The 16,006-nt window shown below is 37.3% G+C and carries 14 protein-coding genes and 1 riboswitch; of the genes, 10 read left to right on the top strand and 4 right to left on the bottom strand.

Going from position 1 to position 16,006, the window contains the following annotated elements; translation table 11 throughout:
* The first annotated feature begins 16 nt into the window (after positions 1-16).
* From WKK_RS07250 to WKK_RS03040, 5 genes are all read left to right on the top strand, one after another.
* Positions 17-289, top strand: coding sequence for a DNA-binding domain-containing protein (locus tag WKK_RS07250; protein ID WP_341348853.1), 273 nt, complete (start codon positions 17-19; stop codon positions 287-289).
* Positions 290-384: 95 nt separating this feature from the next.
* Positions 385-475: riboswitch (SAM riboswitch) on the top strand.
* 96 nt (positions 476-571) lie between these two features.
* Positions 572-1,765, top strand: a complete 1,194-nt coding sequence (metK, locus tag WKK_RS03055; protein WP_006846046.1) for a methionine adenosyltransferase — start codon at positions 572-574, stop codon at positions 1,763-1,765.
* Between the two features lie 272 nt (positions 1,766-2,037).
* Positions 2,038-3,474, top strand: coding sequence for an ABC transporter permease (locus WKK_RS03050; RefSeq protein WP_013989414.1), 1,437 nt, complete (start codon positions 2,038-2,040; stop codon positions 3,472-3,474).
* 73 nt (positions 3,475-3,547) lie between these two features.
* The gene (locus tag WKK_RS03045; protein WP_006846044.1) at positions 3,548-4,210 is read left to right on the top strand and encodes an ABC transporter ATP-binding protein; all 663 of its coding nucleotides are present in this window, start codon (positions 3,548-3,550) and stop codon (positions 4,208-4,210) included.
* A 196-nt stretch (positions 4,211-4,406) separates the two neighbouring features.
* Positions 4,407-5,363: a nucleoside hydrolase gene (locus tag WKK_RS03040; protein ID WP_006846043.1), complete on the top strand. Its 957-nt coding sequence runs from the start codon at positions 4,407-4,409 to the stop codon at positions 5,361-5,363.
* Positions 5,364-5,560: 197 nt separating this feature from the next.
* On the opposite strand, the gene WKK_RS03035 is transcribed toward WKK_RS03040, so the two are convergent.
* On the bottom strand, positions 5,561-6,370 hold the full coding sequence (locus WKK_RS03035; protein ID WP_013989413.1) for a LiaF transmembrane domain-containing protein: 810 nt from the start codon (positions 6,368-6,370) through the stop codon (positions 5,561-5,563).
* Entirely contained in the window at positions 6,367-6,825 is a 459-nt protein-coding gene (locus tag WKK_RS03030; protein ID WP_006846041.1) for a LytTR family DNA-binding domain-containing protein, read from the bottom strand. Before WKK_RS03030 ends, WKK_RS03035 begins: the two co-directional genes overlap by 4 nt.
* A 299-nt stretch (positions 6,826-7,124) precedes the next feature.
* Here WKK_RS03030 and WKK_RS03025 point away from each other — a divergent pair, with 299 nt between their 5' ends.
* The 5 genes from WKK_RS03025 to rlmD all read left to right on the top strand — a co-directional run bounded on the left by WKK_RS03025 (position 7,125) and on the right by rlmD (position 14,787).
* Positions 7,125-8,453: an APC family permease gene (locus WKK_RS03025; protein ID WP_013989412.1), complete on the top strand. Its 1,329-nt coding sequence runs from the start codon at positions 7,125-7,127 to the stop codon at positions 8,451-8,453.
* A 362-nt stretch (positions 8,454-8,815) separates the two neighbouring features.
* On the top strand, positions 8,816-10,240 hold the full coding sequence (locus tag WKK_RS03020) for a C69 family dipeptidase (RefSeq protein WP_013989411.1): 1,425 nt from the start codon (positions 8,816-8,818) through the stop codon (positions 10,238-10,240).
* 41 nt (positions 10,241-10,281) lie between these two features.
* Positions 10,282-11,805, top strand: coding sequence for a glutamate/gamma-aminobutyrate family transporter YjeM (gene yjeM / locus WKK_RS03015; RefSeq protein WP_006846038.1), 1,524 nt, complete (start codon positions 10,282-10,284; stop codon positions 11,803-11,805).
* A 219-nt stretch (positions 11,806-12,024) separates the two neighbouring features.
* Positions 12,025-13,374, top strand: coding sequence for a branched-chain amino acid transport system II carrier protein (gene brnQ / locus WKK_RS03010; RefSeq protein ID WP_013989410.1), 1,350 nt, complete (start codon positions 12,025-12,027; stop codon positions 13,372-13,374).
* A gap of 33 nt (positions 13,375-13,407) precedes the next feature.
* Positions 13,408-14,787, top strand: coding sequence for a 23S rRNA (uracil(1939)-C(5))-methyltransferase RlmD (rlmD, locus tag WKK_RS03005; RefSeq protein WP_013989409.1), 1,380 nt, complete (start codon positions 13,408-13,410; stop codon positions 14,785-14,787).
* Positions 14,788-14,837: 50 nt separating this feature from the next.
* On the opposite strand, the gene WKK_RS03000 is transcribed toward rlmD, so the two are convergent.
* Both WKK_RS03000 and WKK_RS02995 read right to left on the bottom strand, forming a co-directional pair.
* The gene (locus tag WKK_RS03000) at positions 14,838-15,353 is read right to left on the bottom strand and encodes a hypothetical protein (RefSeq protein ID WP_013989408.1); all 516 of its coding nucleotides are present in this window, start codon (positions 15,351-15,353) and stop codon (positions 14,838-14,840) included.
* Between the two features lie 3 nt (positions 15,354-15,356).
* Positions 15,357-15,998: a phosphatase PAP2 family protein gene (locus WKK_RS02995; protein ID WP_006846034.1), complete on the bottom strand. Its 642-nt coding sequence runs from the start codon at positions 15,996-15,998 to the stop codon at positions 15,357-15,359.
* Positions 15,999-16,006 lie beyond the last annotated feature (8 nt).

Raw genomic sequence — 16,006 nt, 5'->3', positions numbered from 1 at the left:
GTTACATTTTAAGGAAATCAATTTTGCAGCTGATTATCAAATTGATGAACATGAAAAAAAGATTATTTTTCAGCGAGTAAGACGAGCGCTTAAAGTTAGGTTAACCAATTTAGCTCATTTGTGCTTAGATGACTATGAGAATGAATTATTCATTAATTATGGAAATGCGCTTTTTGAATATAAAAATGTACACGAAGAAATGCAATACTTACAAGGTAAACGAGCGGAACATGGTAAAACTTCATTACGTGTTTTTTTTGAAGGATTAGTGTTAGAGAGCCAAGTTTAAACGTCACATACTAAAATGATTGGGAATTTTCAGGCTAAAAGTCCTTGTTATCTTTGTTTAATCGTGTAAAATATAATCTAGCAGTAAAAATAACATTCCTATCAAGAGTTCAGGGAGGGACTAGACCCGATGATCTGACACCAACGTACCCAATTGGGCGATGTGGTAACTTCTAGCAGATGGGCGTAATGATCATTAAAATGACATGCGCTTATCGTATGTCATTTTTTATTGATCAAAATTAAGAAACATAAAAAAATTAATACTTAAAGGAGTTTTATGATGGTGGAAAAACGTCTATTTACCTCAGAATCAGTTTCAGAAGGTCACCCCGATAAGGTTTCCGATCAAATTTCAGATGCCATTTTAGATGCCATTTTAAAGGACGATCCAATGGCTCGGACCGCAATTGAAACATCGGTTACAACTGGATTTGTGAATATTTTTGGGGAAGTTTCAACAAGTGCCTATGTTAATATGAATCAAATAGTTCGTCGAACGCTAAAACGGATTGGTTATGATGATCCAGATGCTGGATTTTTAGCAGATGATATTCATGTGGCACTAACGATTGATGAACAATCTCCTGATATTGCGCAAGGGGTTGATAGTGCGATGGAACAACGTGAAGATGGTGGGGTTGATCCGCTGGATCAAATTGGGGCTGGAGACCAAGGATTAATGTTTGGTTATGCTACCAACGAAACAGATCAATATCTTCCTCTTTCAGTAGTCTTGTCACATGCCCTGGTTAAAAAACAAGCCGAAGTACGCCGAACAGGAACTTTACCATATCTTTTACCGGATGCTAAGGCTCAAGTGACAGTCGAATTAGATGATAATGATCAAGCTAAACGGATTGATGCGGTTGTTTTATCGACTCAACATCGTGAGAGTGTGAGCTTGGAACAGTTACGAAAAGAAGTTAAAGCGGTTATTATTGATGAAATTTTGCCAGCCAATTTAGTTGATGAAAAGACACGGTATTATATCAATCCAACTGGCCGTTTTGTGATTGGTGGGCCTAAGGGTGATGCTGGTATGACAGGGCGAAAGATCATTGTTGATACCTATGGTGGTTATGCTCGTCATGGTGGTGGTGCTTTCTCCGGAAAAGACGCCACAAAGGTAGATCGAAGTGCTGCTTACGCCACTCGTCACATTGCTAAGAACATCGTTGCAGCGGAATTAGCTGATCGTGTTGAGATTCAAGTTGCGTATGCAATCGGTGTGGCGGCACCAGTTTCGATTGATGTTAATACGTTTGGGACTGGTCGAGTTGCAGATGCACAATTAGTGACAGCGATTCGGGACTTATTTGAGTTACGTCCAGCTGGAATAATTGAGGAATTGGACTTGCGCCAACCTCGCTATGAAGCAACTGCTGCCTACGGTCACTTTGGTCGACCAGAGTTAGATTTGCCATGGGAACGTTTGGATAAGGTCGATGCTTTAAAAGCGTATTTTGCAGATTAATAAAAAATTGATGCCATTAGTTATGAATAAGTCATAACTGATGGCATTTTTTTGTTGATCAGAAATGATGATCAAAATAGGCTAACTTTAATATTTTGAATCAGTGCAAAATGGATTGGATAAAATTAGCTTAATTTTTGGTTTTTATAAACGTTTATCTCAAATAGTGCATGTTTATGAATTTAAGTTTCGTTTGAAGTATATTTATGCTTAGTATAAGTACGTGTTCCTATAATGAAAAATATTCAGGATAGAAAAACGAGGGACATATTATGAATTTTATAAAACGAGCAGGGCTGACCCTGTGGGCACGAAAGGGACGCACCATCTTGCTGACGATTGTCGCCAGCGTAATTTTAATTTTTGTAATGGCGGGGTTAATCATTCAAAATGCCGCGCTTAGTTCAGCCAAAATTGCATCGGATTCGGTGGGATCCACGGTAACTTTGTCCGCTGATCGGGAAAAAATGTTTGATAAAATGCGAGCTAAGACTGACGATAGTTCAAACCAGACAAGTACAGCTACTCCTGCGATGACAGTAGCAACGACGACAGTGGATAAGGTCAAACAGATGGCCGCATTATCAAATGTTGGTTCATATAATATTACCAATAGTGCTTCAGTGAATGCTAGCGGTTTTAAGACTATTACTTCAACCACGAAGCAAAACCAAAATCTCGGAGATATGAGCAAATCCAGTTCGGGTGATATTACAATTAGTGGAACTATAACTACGGCTGGTTTGTCAGGTTTTAAGACTAAAACGGATAAAATAACTTCTGGACGTGGAATTAAAGCCAGCGATGTTGATACCAATAATGTTGTAGTTGAGACTGAATTGGCGTTAGCTAATAGCATTAAAGTTGGTGATCAAATTAAGGTTACCAATATTGATGATAGTTCTAAGACGAAAACTTTAAAAATTGTCGGAATCTATAAAAGTTCTGAGACGAATGGCGAGCCGATGACTGGTGATCCAGCCAATACCATTTATGGATCATATACTTTGGCTAATACTTTAGCGGGTACGGAAAATAAAGTTTCAAACGTTACCTTCAACATGACGGAACCGGCTAAAACTAAACAGTTTGTTAAAGATGCTAAAAAGATTTTAGACGACAGTAATATGGAATTGACCTCTGATGAATCTTCGTACAAAACGGCTGCTAAGAATATGGAAAATGTTGCAAAACTAGCTAGCAAAATCGTTTGGGTTGTTTCTATTGCTGGAGTGTTAATTTTGGGATTGATTATTCTTTTGCTAACTCGGGAACGGCGTCGAGAAATTGGAATACTAGTTTCCTTGGGAGAATCAAAAATAAAGGTAGTCGGACAACTTTTCACCGAATTGTTGATCATTTTAGTGGTCGCTTTGGGAGTTGCCACGGCGGTTGGAACAGCTGCTTCTAATAAAGTGGGACAGACCTTAGTGAATCAACAACAAACTAATCAGATCCAAAATAAAGCTGGCGGTGCACCAGGAGGCGGAGGTCAAGTTCCTGGTAAGATGGCTGGGAACAAACCTATTGGTGACATTGGGGGTGGTCAAGTTGCGACACAAAAAAACGTGAATCTAAAGAATGTAATGACACCATCAACGATTGCAGAACTAGGTTCAGTTGCCATATTAATAGCATTTTTGTCCGTCTCTGGAGGAGCAATTATGATTCTCAAATTAAAGCCAAAGCAAATATTGCAAGATGATTAATATTGTCAATCATAGTTTGAAATTAAGTGGCTTTGAGTTAATAAAGCACTCAATAAGTATAGGAGGTCAAATAATGAGTCTAAAAGTGGATAATTTAAGTCATTGGTATGCAGATGAAGATCAAAGATTATATGAAAATATAAATTTAGAATTTGAAGATGGTAATTTTTATTCGATTGTAGGCGAATCGGGTTCGGGGAAAACGACGATGTTGTCGTTTCTTGCTGGATTAGATGTTCCTAAAAAAGGCGATATAAGGGTTAACGGAGCTTCAATTTATAAAATTGGCTTAACTAAATATCGTCAAAAATATGTTTCAACCATCTATCAAGCTTATAATTTATTAAAAACGATGACAGCTTATCAAAATATTGAAACTGCATTAGAAATAACAGATTCAAGACATCGTGGTGATAAAAAATTTATTTTAAATAGCCTAGAAAGTGTTGGAATTAGTCGTTCTAAAGCTATGATGTCGATTCAAAAGTTGTCTGGTGGTGAGCAACAACGTGTCGCCATTGTACGAGCATTGTTAGTAGATGCTAAAATTGTTTTGGCTGATGAGCCGACTGGAAATTTAGATCATGACAATTCGCAATTGATCGTTAATTTATTCAAAGAATTAGCGAGTGAATATGGTAAAACCGTAATTATGATTACTCATGATGATAAGCTGGCTCAGCAAGCTGATATTCAAATTAAATTACAAAAAAATAAATTTGAAGTTATTTCATAATGGGTAAAATAAGGCTGAATTTGTAATGTGAAGATAAATTATTTTATCGAGATAGATGGAAGGATAATAGATTAGACTGTATTCATGAAATAGAAATAAGTCACCGGAATAAAGTTCGTTTATTAGTCAATAATTATATGTTATAATTACGTAAACGGGTCTGATTACGAACATTTCAAGCGGAGAATTCTATAAAATGGTGGAAAAAGTATATTTTAGTCATGATGGTGGTGTGGATGATTTGGCATCGTTGATGTTATTGTTAGCAGCTGAGGGAAAAAAACAAATTGAATTGGTCGGGGTGGGAGTTGTGCCCGCTGATTCATACCTAGCTCCAGCAATTAAAGCGACTCAAAAAATTATTCATCGGTTTGGAAAACACGAAGATCTAATCATTAGTGCCTCGGATGCTACGTCTAGTGACCCATTCCCGAAAGAATGGCGATTGGATGCTTTTACGGTAGATGCACTTCCAATTTTAAATGAATTTGGGATTGGTACGACTAAAATTTCGGATCGTTCGGCTGCCGATGATTTACAAATGTTATTAACGCAGGCATCAGAGCCACTGACCTTATTATTTACTGGACCGGTCAGTGATTTAGCGACCGTTTTAACTAGGAAGCCGGAACTTAAAAATAAAATTAAGCGCTTAGTGGTGATGGGTGGTACTTTTGGACAAGGTAATATCACTGAACCAGAACAAGATGGAACGGCAGAGTGGAATGCCTTTTGGGATCCTAAAGCTTTTAAGGTAGTGGTAAATGCTGGTTTAAACTTGCAAATGGTGGGACTTGAAAGTACACATGAAGTCCCTTTGCGTCCAGCTGATCGATTGCGTTGGGCCAAACTTCGTCAAAACCCAGGTCTTGATTTTATTGGACAAGCTTATGCAACAGTACCGACTCTGAATCGTTTTGAAACCAAGTCTATAGCATATTTCCTATGGGATGTTTTAACCACTGCATTCATGCTAAATGATCGTTTGGTGCAGACTAAGATATTGAAAATAGATGTAGTTCCAGATGGGATAAGTCGTGGCCGAACGTTTATAACCCCAACTGGTAATTTAGTTGAATTTGTATATCAAGTTGATCATGATGCATTTTTTAATTACTTTGAAACAAACATTTTAGAGATGTCAAAGATTTAACATTCAATTGAGTAACATAATGTTATTTATAAAATAAATCAAAGGAGGTTGAGTAAATAGATTACCAACCTCCTTTAATTTGGAATATTATAATTTATTCTGTATCATCTATACGCGGATTAAAAAATACTTTCATCTTTATAATGCAGAAAAGAGACGGGATAAAATTACCCGTCTCTTTTTAATTTTAAATGTTATTAAATATAGTGAATTACTAAATTTCCCAGATAGATTCGACCACGGATAGTGATTCTTGGGCCAATTGTTTGGCTATGCATTCCTCGTTCATCGGAGGCTGATAGGAAAAGATTCAATTCATTGGTAACTTGCCAATTTTGAGGTAGATAAAGATTAACGCTTCCTAGCGAATTATCAATGTTTAGCTCTAGATGATCTGTATCGGTAAGTTGATCGAAGTAAACTTTAGTATCACCCATGTAATTACGCAGGTTAATCGTTTCGAGGTTGGATCCTTGAAGATAGCGAATGTTGTTTTGCATTGTCGTTGTAATAGTAATGATGCTTGGATTTGACTGATCATTTGAATTGAACTCAGTACGATTATCATCCGATGCTGGATCATCTGTGGATCCTGGTTGTCCGAAATTCATATGATTAAAATTTTCGTATGGTCGGTGATGATTTTGACCATAATAACTATTTTGATTTTTTGTCCAATCATAGTGGGAGTGAGACCAATGACTTTTAGGCCTAAAGATCAGCTTCAAACCAATGATTAAAAGTAGTGATACTCCAATGATTGTCCATGGCATTAATGCTTGAATGCCTAGTTGACGATTAAATAACATGGCTAACACAGCTAGAGCAAAAATGCTGCCACCAATTGAACGATAAATCAGATTGGAAACAAGGAGTGCCACTAAAATAATAGCAATAATGATGGTAACAACGGGCATTTGCAATGATAACCAGCCCATTTGGGTTGCAATAAGTAAAGCAGCAGCCATGATGAAAATGCTGCCCCAGAACCAATTTGTTTTTCTCATGATAATTTTCTCCAATCAATTAAGCGAGCCTCTAAGGCTTTATGGTAACGCCGTGATGCGTAAATTTGTTTGTGTGAATTCTGAAACTGAATTAATGTATTTGAAATCGATTTGGTTAAAGCCTGAATTTTGGTTACATTGACAATTCCCGCTTTAGAGATTCTAATAAATTGCGGGGGCAGGGTTTCTTCTAGATTATATAGGCGTTGCCGAGTAGCAAAACTTTGTTTCGTTGTATGAGCCCACACCTGGCGTCCGTCCGTTTCAAAGAAAAGAATTTGATCAACTGGCATTTCGAATTTAGTTTGTTGTTGATAAAGGGTGATTTGTTCAAATTCAGATGAGGTGGATGTTAATTTTTGTTTGATATCATCAACCGCAGGTGAATCTGCGGGCGCACGAATAATTACTTCGGGAGCCGTTAAGTTAGGGTCGATTTCCAGTGTTATTTTCATAGGGCTGAATCCTTTCATTAGTAGTACACCATAATTAATGATTTACGTAAATTGATTTTGACTAACCGGTTTATTTTAATAAGTGAGTGGTTAGGATGAATTTTAAAATTGTCTAGTTAGTTTCATACTAAGTTGATGTAAGCTTTTTTAACATAATTATTTCATATCGCAGTGTGGTTTGTTATACTTTTCTAGTTTAGAAAGCAGCTTATGACATCAAAAAAGCGCCTTGGGGAGCTTCTGGTGATATGCTAAGAGTAATATTTAGATCAAATATAGGTTAAGGATAGGGAAAAGAAATGAGTGAGCAAACAGAATTAAAGCGAACGATGACTTTGATTCCAGCAATTTCAACCGTGATGGGGACGGTTATTGGAGCTGGGGTATTTTTTAAAGCATCAGGGGTGGCAACAGCCACTGGAAATGCCAACATGTCAATTTTTGTGTGGGCATTAGGAGGGCTAATTACATTAGCAGCCGGATTGACGGGGGCTGAATTAGCCGCAGCGATTCCAGAAACAGGTGGAATGTTAGTTTACATTGAACGGGCATACGGTAAGATGATGAGCTATTTACTAGGTTGGGCCCAGGTTATTGTTTACTTCCCAGCTAGTATTGCGGCTAAAGGGATTATTTTTGGAACACAAGTCGTTAACTTATTTCATTTATCTGTTAATTATACTGTGCCAGCCGGAATTGCTGCTGTGGGATCGGTTTTTTTGATTAATCTCTTAGGTTCAAAAGTAGCAGGACAGTTCCAAGCAATTACCTTGTTTTTCAAATTAATTCCTTTGGCTTTAATTATTATCTTTGGATTATTGCAGCCAGGTGGAGTTGAAGTCAGCTTCTTCCCCATTCATGCAGGTGCTCATACTGATGGTTTCCTAACAGGATTGGGAGCCGGATTATTAGCTACAATGTATGCTTATGATGGATGGATTCACGTTGGAAACATTGCGGGTGAATTGAAGAATCCGTCTCGTGATTTACCACGAGCAATTGCGGGTGGTTTATTCGGTATTATGATTATCTATCTTTTAGTTAATTTTGTATTCTTACATACATTACCTATTAATGCGATTGCTGGTAATGAAACTACGGCTATGGATGTGGCTGATAAGATTTTTGGCCATTTAGGTGGTAAGTTAATTACCATTGGAATCTTAGTTTCAATCTATGGAACGCTTAACGGTTATACCATGACGGGAATGCGTCTGCCATATGCGATGGCTCTTGAAAATGATTTGCCATTCTCAAAACATTTAGTTAAGTTGAATCGTTATCAAATTCCATATATTGCTGGAATTTTTCAATTAGTTTTGTCGATTGCTTTGATGTTTGTCGGTGGTTTTGATCTACTAACTGATATGTTGATTTTCGTGATTTGGATGTTTTACACTTTGGTCTTTGTTGCAGTAATTAAATTACGGCACACGGAGCCTGAATTGGCGCGTCCATATAAGGTGCCATTATACCCAGTGATCCCGATTATTGCTATTTTAGGAGGAGTCTTTATTCTTGTGATGACGCTGCTATCAAATTTCTGGTTGGCAATGACTGGAATTGGATTGACTTTGATTGGTCTGCCAGTTTATTTTTGGATGCAACATAAAAATAAAGTGAATTAGTTTAAAAGGATTAAAGCTTAAATATAAAAAAGGTTGGGGTGAGATTACCTTGACCTTTTTTTAGTACTTGGTGTTGTTTAGTATGGCTTGCTAAAAAAACTAAAAACAAATGAAAAAATAATTTTAAAACAATGAGAATTCAAACTTTTTTATGCAAAAAAATGAATATATTTAATGAAAATGGCGATATTTTGAAATATCATAAATATTGAGGGATAACTGGATTGTATAAATGTTAATTCTATAAATTAACTGATGACTTATAAGAAAATAGGTATATAATTTTAGTGAAGATATTTTTATTAATAGAAATATTTTAGAATATTTATACATTGTATGCATAAATTAACTGGAGAAATAATATGGAATATAATAAAGCGGAATTGAGTGCTTGTACTAGTATTCTGGTAGGGAAAAAAGCTACGATTGATGGATCAACGATGATTGGACGAAATGAGGATTCCCAGGCATCATGGCCTAAACATTTTGTGGTGCATCCCCATACAGAACATACCACAGAACAAACATTTGTCTCATCGGCCAATGGGTTTAAGATGCCATTACCAAAATTGCAGTTTAAATATACAGCAACCCCAGAATGGACAACTAAAGAGGGTCTGTTTGAAGAAGATGGATTTAATGAATTTGGGGTAGCCATGAGTGCTACAGAAAGTGCTTATGCGAATGAAACGGTATTGGGATCCGATCCACTAGTAGAAGATGGAATTGGTGAAGAGGCCATGGTTACGGTTGTTTTACCATATGTAAAAACTGCGCGTGAAGGGGTAGCTCGCTTGGGAGCAATCATTGAAGAATATGGTACTTGTGAGACCAATGGGATTCTGTTTTCGGATGCTGATGAAGTTTGGTATATGGAAACTAGTACAGGTCATTATTGGGTCGCCCAACGAATACCAGATGATAGCTATGCGGTTGTAGCCAATCAACTAGCAATTCAGGCAATTGACTTTAACGATTCGGATAACTTTATGTTTGCACCTCAAATTATTGATTTTGTCCAAAGTAATCATTTGAATCCAAATCCAGCAACTTTTAATTTCCGCAAGATTTTTGGGACTCAAACTTTGTCAGATGAACATTACAGTACACCACGAGTTTGGTGGGGTCAGCAACAATTTTCGGGAGCTACAAATGAATCACCCATGAGTGAGGATTTGGATTTCATCAAAAAAGCTAATCGTTTATTGAGTGTTGATGACGTGAAAATGTATTTGAGTTCTCATTTTGAAAAGACACCTTATGATCCAATGAATGAGTCTGAGCAAAATCATCTTTTCCGGCCGATTAGTTTAGCTAAAACTCAAGAATCGCATATCTTACAGCATCGACCAAATATGGATCCAGCAGTCGCTTGTGTCCAATGGATCGCGATGGGTGTTTCTGCCCAAAGCGTTTATGTTCCATTTTATCTTGGAATTGATGACACCCCGAAGGCTTATCAAATTGGGACCTTGCCTTATGATGGAGAATCAGCTTATTGGGCATATAAGTTAGTGAGCGTTTTGGTAGATGGGCACTATAAAGAATTTGGGAAGCAACTTCAAACAACCCAAAAACAAGTTAATATCACTTTGAACAAGGGGCTTCGTGATGCTGACAAACGTGCTGAAAATTTGACAGGACCTGAATTGACAGCTTTTTTGACTAAGACGAGTGAAGAGTTAGCAGATGAAGCTTTAACTGCCTATCGTAAGTTAACAGCTGATATTATTACCGCTTCAACTGATTTCTCGAAGTTGAATTTTAAAACAGATTTGAATTTATAAAATAACAATTGATACTGAGCTTTTAAGGAGTGAATGGAACTATGAACGACGCTGAAAACGGAAAAACCGGCAAATCGATCAAACTAATGACTTTGATCATGATGATCTTTACGACCATCTTTGGATTTGCGAACACCCCCATTGCGTTTATGCAAATGGGCTATGCAAGTATTATCTGGTATATTTTTGCCGCAATTTTCTTCTTCCTACCACTGGGATTTATGATGGCAGAATATGGATCAGCATTTAATGAGGCTAAGGGTGGAATTTACTCTTGGATTGAAGGGGCAGTGGGACCTAAAATTGCCTTTATCGGAACATTTATGTGGTTGGCTTCTTGGGAAACATGGTTAGTAGCTACAGCTTCTAAGATTTGGATTCCATTTTCAACTTTCATTAGTGGGTCCGACCAAACTCAGACTTGGCATCTTTGGGGATTACACTCAAATCAAGTAATTGGAGTTTTGGCGGTCCTATTGATTATTGTGGTTACTTTCTTTGCTTCAAAAGGAATTGATTGGATTTCAAAAATTTCATCTTTTGGTGGAATTATGATGGTAACCATTAATATTTTATTTTTCGTTTTTAGTATTTTCATTCTTTTGAAGAATGGTTTCCATACAGCAGAACCAATTCATGGGCTTTCGACCTTTTTGCACAGTGCTAATCCTAGTTTCACATCACCAATTGCGATGTTAAGTTTCGTGGTTTATGCTGTCTTTGCTTATGCAGGGATGGAGTCGATGGGTGGAATTACTGATAGCATGGAAAATCCTAAACGTGATTTCCCACGCGGGGTCTTGATTTCAACGGCGATTATCGCGGTCTTGTATGCTATTTCGATCTTTCTTTGGGGAGCTAGCGCTAATTGGTCTCAAATTATTGACCAAGGACATGTTAATTTAGGAAACGTAACCTATGTCATGATGAATAATTTAGGAAGCACTTTTGGTAATCAAATTGGTTTGAATGCCGCTGGGGCAGCTACGATGGGTGAATGGTTTGCTCGTTTTGCTGGGTTTGATATGTTCATTGTTTATATTGGTTCATTTTTCGTTTTGATTTATTCACCAATTAAGGCCTTTGTTTTGGGAACACCTAAGGACTTCTGGCCTAAACATGTCACTGAATTGAATTCAGCAGGAATGCCTGCTAACGCAATGTGGTACCAAGCAATCTTTGTCATTATTTTGATCTTTGCGATTGCTTTTGGTGGATCAACAGCGCAAGTCTTCTATAATATTTTGACATTGATGGGTAACGTTTCAACGGCTTTACCATATCTATTCTTAGTGGGAGCTTATCCTTTCTTCAATCAAAATCCAAAGATTGAAAAACCCTACGTCTTCTTTAAAAATAAGACTATGATGTGGATTGTTACGGCTATTTCATTTATTGTCTTGGCTTTGAGTGTATTATTCACTTGTGTTGAGCCAATTTTGGAACATCAATGGACAGATGCATTTTGGACAGTTTCTGGACCAGTCTTCTTCACCTTGATTGCGGTGATCTTATATCGTCGCTATGAACGTAAGAAGCGGAATGAACGAAAAAATAACGCATAAAATAATTTAAATGAGACGACTGATTTGAGATCTGAGATCTTAGAGTAGTCGTCTTTTGAATTTTAATATTCAAATCTTAGCTTTAACATATTATAATTTCAATAAATTCTAATAAGAAACCAGATTAATTTAATTAGGTTAGTCTGCCTTTTTGAGATTAAATATGGTATCTTTAAAATTATGTAAAAATATAAAAATTAGAACAGGGGTACCCCAGTAATGAAAAATGAAAAGTTGGGTTTTAATAAAGTGATTTTACTAGCTTCGTTGATCTTTGGGATTTTCTTTGGTGCTGGAAATCTAATTTTCCCAATCCATTTAGGTCAAGCAGCTGGTGCTCATTGGTTACCGGCCACAATTGGTTTCGTATTGACGGGAACGATTGTGCCATATTTGGCAATGTTAGCTGTGTCAGTGACCAAAAGCGAGGACTTGTATGCATTAGCGCAACCGGTGTCTCACTATTTTGCCTTATTTATTGTAGTCGCCTTTCACTTAGTCATTGGACCGCTTTTTGCCACACCAAGATTGCCAGCGGTTGCATTTTCGACAGGAATTGCGCCATTATTGCCAGCTAAATATGCTACAGTAGGCTTATTTATTTTTACGGTTATCTTCTTTGGATTAGCGTACTTGTTGACGGTGAAAAAGGCTGATATTACAGCTTGGATTGGTAAGTATTTGAATCCGCTTTTCTTGCTAGGATTGTTAGTATTGTTTGTCGTTGCCTTTTTGTTTCCAATGGGGCATTTGAATTATACGCCATCTGCGTCTTATCAAAATCACGCATTCACTGCAGGGTTTATGGAAGGTTATAACACGATGGATGGAGTCGGCCTATTAACGGTTGGTGTAACCATTGTTTACGCTGTTCGAGGTTTAGGGGTCCATAATGATAATATTTCCAAAGAAATTGCTAAAGCAGGGGCATTAAGTGTTGTAGCTGAAGCCTTAATTTATATTGTCTTGATTTTAATGGGGACAATGAGCCTTGGTCAGCTAAAGCTTTCTGAGAATGGTGGGATTGCTCTTGCACAAATTATTAGTCACTATGCCGGCAATGCAGGATTGGTTTTAACTGCTATTTTGGTGACTTTGACAGTCTTTACTACAGCCATGGGACTATTTCAAGCCTTTGCACAAGATATGGAAGCTGTATTTCCTAAGTATTCATATCGCTTTTGGCTTCGTGTGATTACCATTGGTTCATTGATTGTGGCTAATTTAGGGTTAACGACTATTATTGCCTGGTCAGTACCAGTGATGATGATGCTATACCCTTACGCTCTGGGAATAATTGGTTTGAGCCTATGCAAAAAATATTTTGATGGTTCTCCATTAGTTTATCGTTGGACGATTGGCTTTATTACGATTCCAGCCATTGGAGATATGTTAGCTAGTTTACCGATTTCAAATGGGATTTTACAACATATCGTCACGGTTTATCACCATTTAGTGCCATTTAGTAGCCAAGGATTAGGTTGGATTTTACCAGGATTAATAGGTGCTTTGATTGGTTATGGTCAATATCGTTTGATTCAAACCAAAATCATTAAAAAAATTGATTAATAAATATTAGATATGAATTAGGGAGGATTGAGAATGCCCAGAAATATTCTGCCAGTGAAATTGAATGAAATTAAAGAAGGTGTTGTGACTGATATTTTACATAACGGAATGGGTGTAATCTTGATAGATCAACACTATCCAGTAAAATTAGTTGATGCTTTCTTAGGAGAAAAAATTCAATATCGATTGACACAAGTTGACCGATTGTCAGCATATGGTGAAGTCATTAAGGTGTTAGAATCTTCACCGGATCGTAAGAATCAAAATAAAGCCTACTTATTAAAAGCAGGAGTAGCTCCCTATGTTAATTTGAGCTATGAAGGTCAATTAAAGTTAAAGCAACGGCAAGTGGAACAAGCCTTTCAATCTGTTGATTTAGATTTGCCAGTGGCGTACCCCATCGGAGCTGAGCAACAAACACATTATCGCAATAAGACGGTTGTACCTTTGAAAAAACAACAAGGACATCTAACAACGGGATTTTTTGACCGTCAAAATAAGGATTTGATTGTACCAATGGAAGATTATTATTTAAATGATCCTGTGATTGATCAAACGATTGGAATTGTACGAGATATATTAGATCAGTTTAAAACACCGATTTATAACGATGCCACTAAACAAGGGGCAATGCGTTATATCATGGTACGAAGGGGATATTATTCTAAGCAGGTGATGGTTGTTTTAGTGAGCCACTTAGCAGAATTACCAGATGAAGAAGGAATCATAGCAGCCATTGTAGCAAAGGTTCCTGCGTTAAAGAGTTTGATCTTAAATCATAATCCACGACAAACCAGTCAACAATTAACTGGGGATAATCGTGTTTTGTGGGGGGGTGCCGCAATTCATGACCAATTATTAGGGCATGATTTTGTGATCGGACCGAATTCTTTTTACCAGGTCAATCCTAAAACAACGGAAGTTTTATATCAATTAGCTGCTCAAATGGGTGAATTAAAAAAGAGTGATGTGGCGATTGATGCATACTCGGGAATTGGGACAATTGGTCTGTCGATTGCTGATCAAGTTCAACGTGTTTATGGGGTTGAAGTGGTCGAAAGAGCGGTGGAAGATGCCAAAATTAATATTGCTCAAAATCAAATTGAAAATGCAGAATATATTGCTGCAGATGCACCGGCCCAAATGGAAAAGTGGCGTGATCAAAATCTACCAGCAGATGTTATTTTTGTTGATCCACCCCGCCGTGGCTTAACGGAAAGCTTAATGGATGCAGTGGTCTACCTTCAACCTGAACGTTTTGTCTATGTTTCATGTAATCCGGTGACGATGGCTCGAGATATTAAATATATGACTGAACATGGTTACCAGGTAAAAGGGAATATTCAACCTTTGGATCAATTCCCACAAACTGCGCATGTTGAGTGTGTAGCTTTAATGATTCATTCTAATTAAATCTAAAATAAAAAGCACATCTGATGTAATTTACATCTGCTGTGCTTTTTTTAATTTCGTTGTAGAATTAGGGCTGCTTCATCGGTGAGGGCGTCATAGAAATAACGAACTTCGTAGGCGTTAGCAGGAAGTTTTTTAGCCATTGATAATACTTCTTGCATGGCAGGATTTTGATGATGACCATCCAAAACAATTACTCCAAGAGTGCGGAGGTATAGTTGAATTTGCTGAATGGTTTGTTTTAGTTGATTAGGATCAGTTAGTTGATCAACTTGAAATAAAAAGACTGATACTAATTCAGTAGGACTTAGATATTCCGGAATATTGGTAAAGCTTTTTTCAATTGGTTCAACTCGCGCCGTTAAACCGCTTAAAAAGAGTGAGGCTGCCATATCATCGATTTCTTTTTTTTGATCAGAAAAAGCTAATACGTGACCGCCGTCACCTACTCGACTAGCAAGATAACGGGTTCCATCACCTGCTTTGATCGTTGCATCAACAGCAGTATCTCCAACGTGTAAAATTTCGTCGATTTGCATTTGGGCAAAATTATGAGTTTTTCGCATTGATTAAACCTCCTTGGGTTTATATTTGAAAATAAATTCTTTTGAGAAGATGAGTAAGAAACAAGCTAAAGATAGTCCAGCTAATACGTCTGAGAGGTAATGAACTCCTAAATAAACTCGACTCATGGGGATGGTAACGATTAAACAGGTTAACAAAGTCATGAAGGCGTACTTGATTGGTTCGTTTTTAATATAATAATGAACTAGAACGATTAATGATCCGTATAATAGCATTGAATTCATTGCATGACCAGATGGAAAAGATGAGCCCCCCTCGTTGACGAGATGCAGGATACTTGGCCGAGGTCGATTCACAAAGTGCTTTAATAATTTCATCACACCTAAACCGAAGACTCCAACGTTGACTACTACAAAGATAGCGATGTCATATTTTTTAAGTATTACGGCAAAAAAACATGCCCACATGGCAATGAAGGCGGTCCAAATTGGATTACCAGCCCGGGTGATATTTTTAAAAAACCAAGTTCGCTCACTAGTGACTGGTTCACGGATCAGTCTAAAACCCAATTGGTCAATTAGATGGATATAATGAAGTTGAAAGTGAACACCTAAAAGTAAGATAAGAAAAATGAATAGGCAAAAAAGGGCTAACCCAATTTGCCAACGGCTGATTTGGCGTTGCATAGAAATGA

It is taken from the genome of Weissella koreensis KACC 15510 (genome assembly GCF_000219805.1).
In the GTDB taxonomy this organism is placed as follows: Bacteria; Bacillota; Bacilli; order Lactobacillales; family Lactobacillaceae; genus Weissella; species Weissella koreensis.
This window is presented reverse-complemented; position numbering and strand designations above follow the sequence as displayed.

Excerpts from the sequence above, each read along its gene's own strand:
- metK (WP_006846046.1), top strand. The coding sequence starts at position 572 with ATGGTGGAAAAACGTCTATTTACCTCAGAATCAGTTTCAGAAGGTCAC.
- WKK_RS03050 (WP_013989414.1), top strand. The coding sequence starts at position 2,038 with ATGAATTTTATAAAACGAGCAGGGCTGACCCTGTGGGCACGAAAGGGA.
- WKK_RS03045 (WP_006846044.1), top strand. The coding sequence starts at position 3,548 with ATGAGTCTAAAAGTGGATAATTTAAGTCATTGGTATGCAGATGAAGAT.
- WKK_RS03040 (WP_006846043.1), top strand. The coding sequence starts at position 4,407 with ATGGTGGAAAAAGTATATTTTAGTCATGATGGTGGTGTGGATGATTTG.
- WKK_RS03035 (WP_013989413.1), bottom strand. The coding sequence starts at position 6,370 with ATGAGAAAAACAAATTGGTTCTGGGGCAGCATTTTCATCATGGCTGCT.
- WKK_RS03030 (WP_006846041.1), bottom strand. The coding sequence starts at position 6,825 with ATGAAAATAACACTGGAAATCGACCCTAACTTAACGGCTCCCGAAGTA.
- WKK_RS03025 (WP_013989412.1), top strand. The coding sequence starts at position 7,125 with ATGAGTGAGCAAACAGAATTAAAGCGAACGATGACTTTGATTCCAGCA.
- WKK_RS03020 (WP_013989411.1), top strand. The coding sequence starts at position 8,816 with ATGGAATATAATAAAGCGGAATTGAGTGCTTGTACTAGTATTCTGGTA.
- yjeM (WP_006846038.1), top strand. The coding sequence starts at position 10,282 with ATGAACGACGCTGAAAACGGAAAAACCGGCAAATCGATCAAACTAATG.
- brnQ (WP_013989410.1), top strand. The coding sequence starts at position 12,025 with ATGAAAAATGAAAAGTTGGGTTTTAATAAAGTGATTTTACTAGCTTCG.
- rlmD (WP_013989409.1), top strand. The coding sequence starts at position 13,408 with ATGCCCAGAAATATTCTGCCAGTGAAATTGAATGAAATTAAAGAAGGT.
- WKK_RS03000 (WP_013989408.1), bottom strand. The coding sequence starts at position 15,353 with ATGCGAAAAACTCATAATTTTGCCCAAATGCAAATCGACGAAATTTTA.
- WKK_RS02995 (WP_006846034.1), bottom strand. The coding sequence starts at position 15,998 with ATGCAACGCCAAATCAGCCGTTGGCAAATTGGGTTAGCCCTTTTTTGC.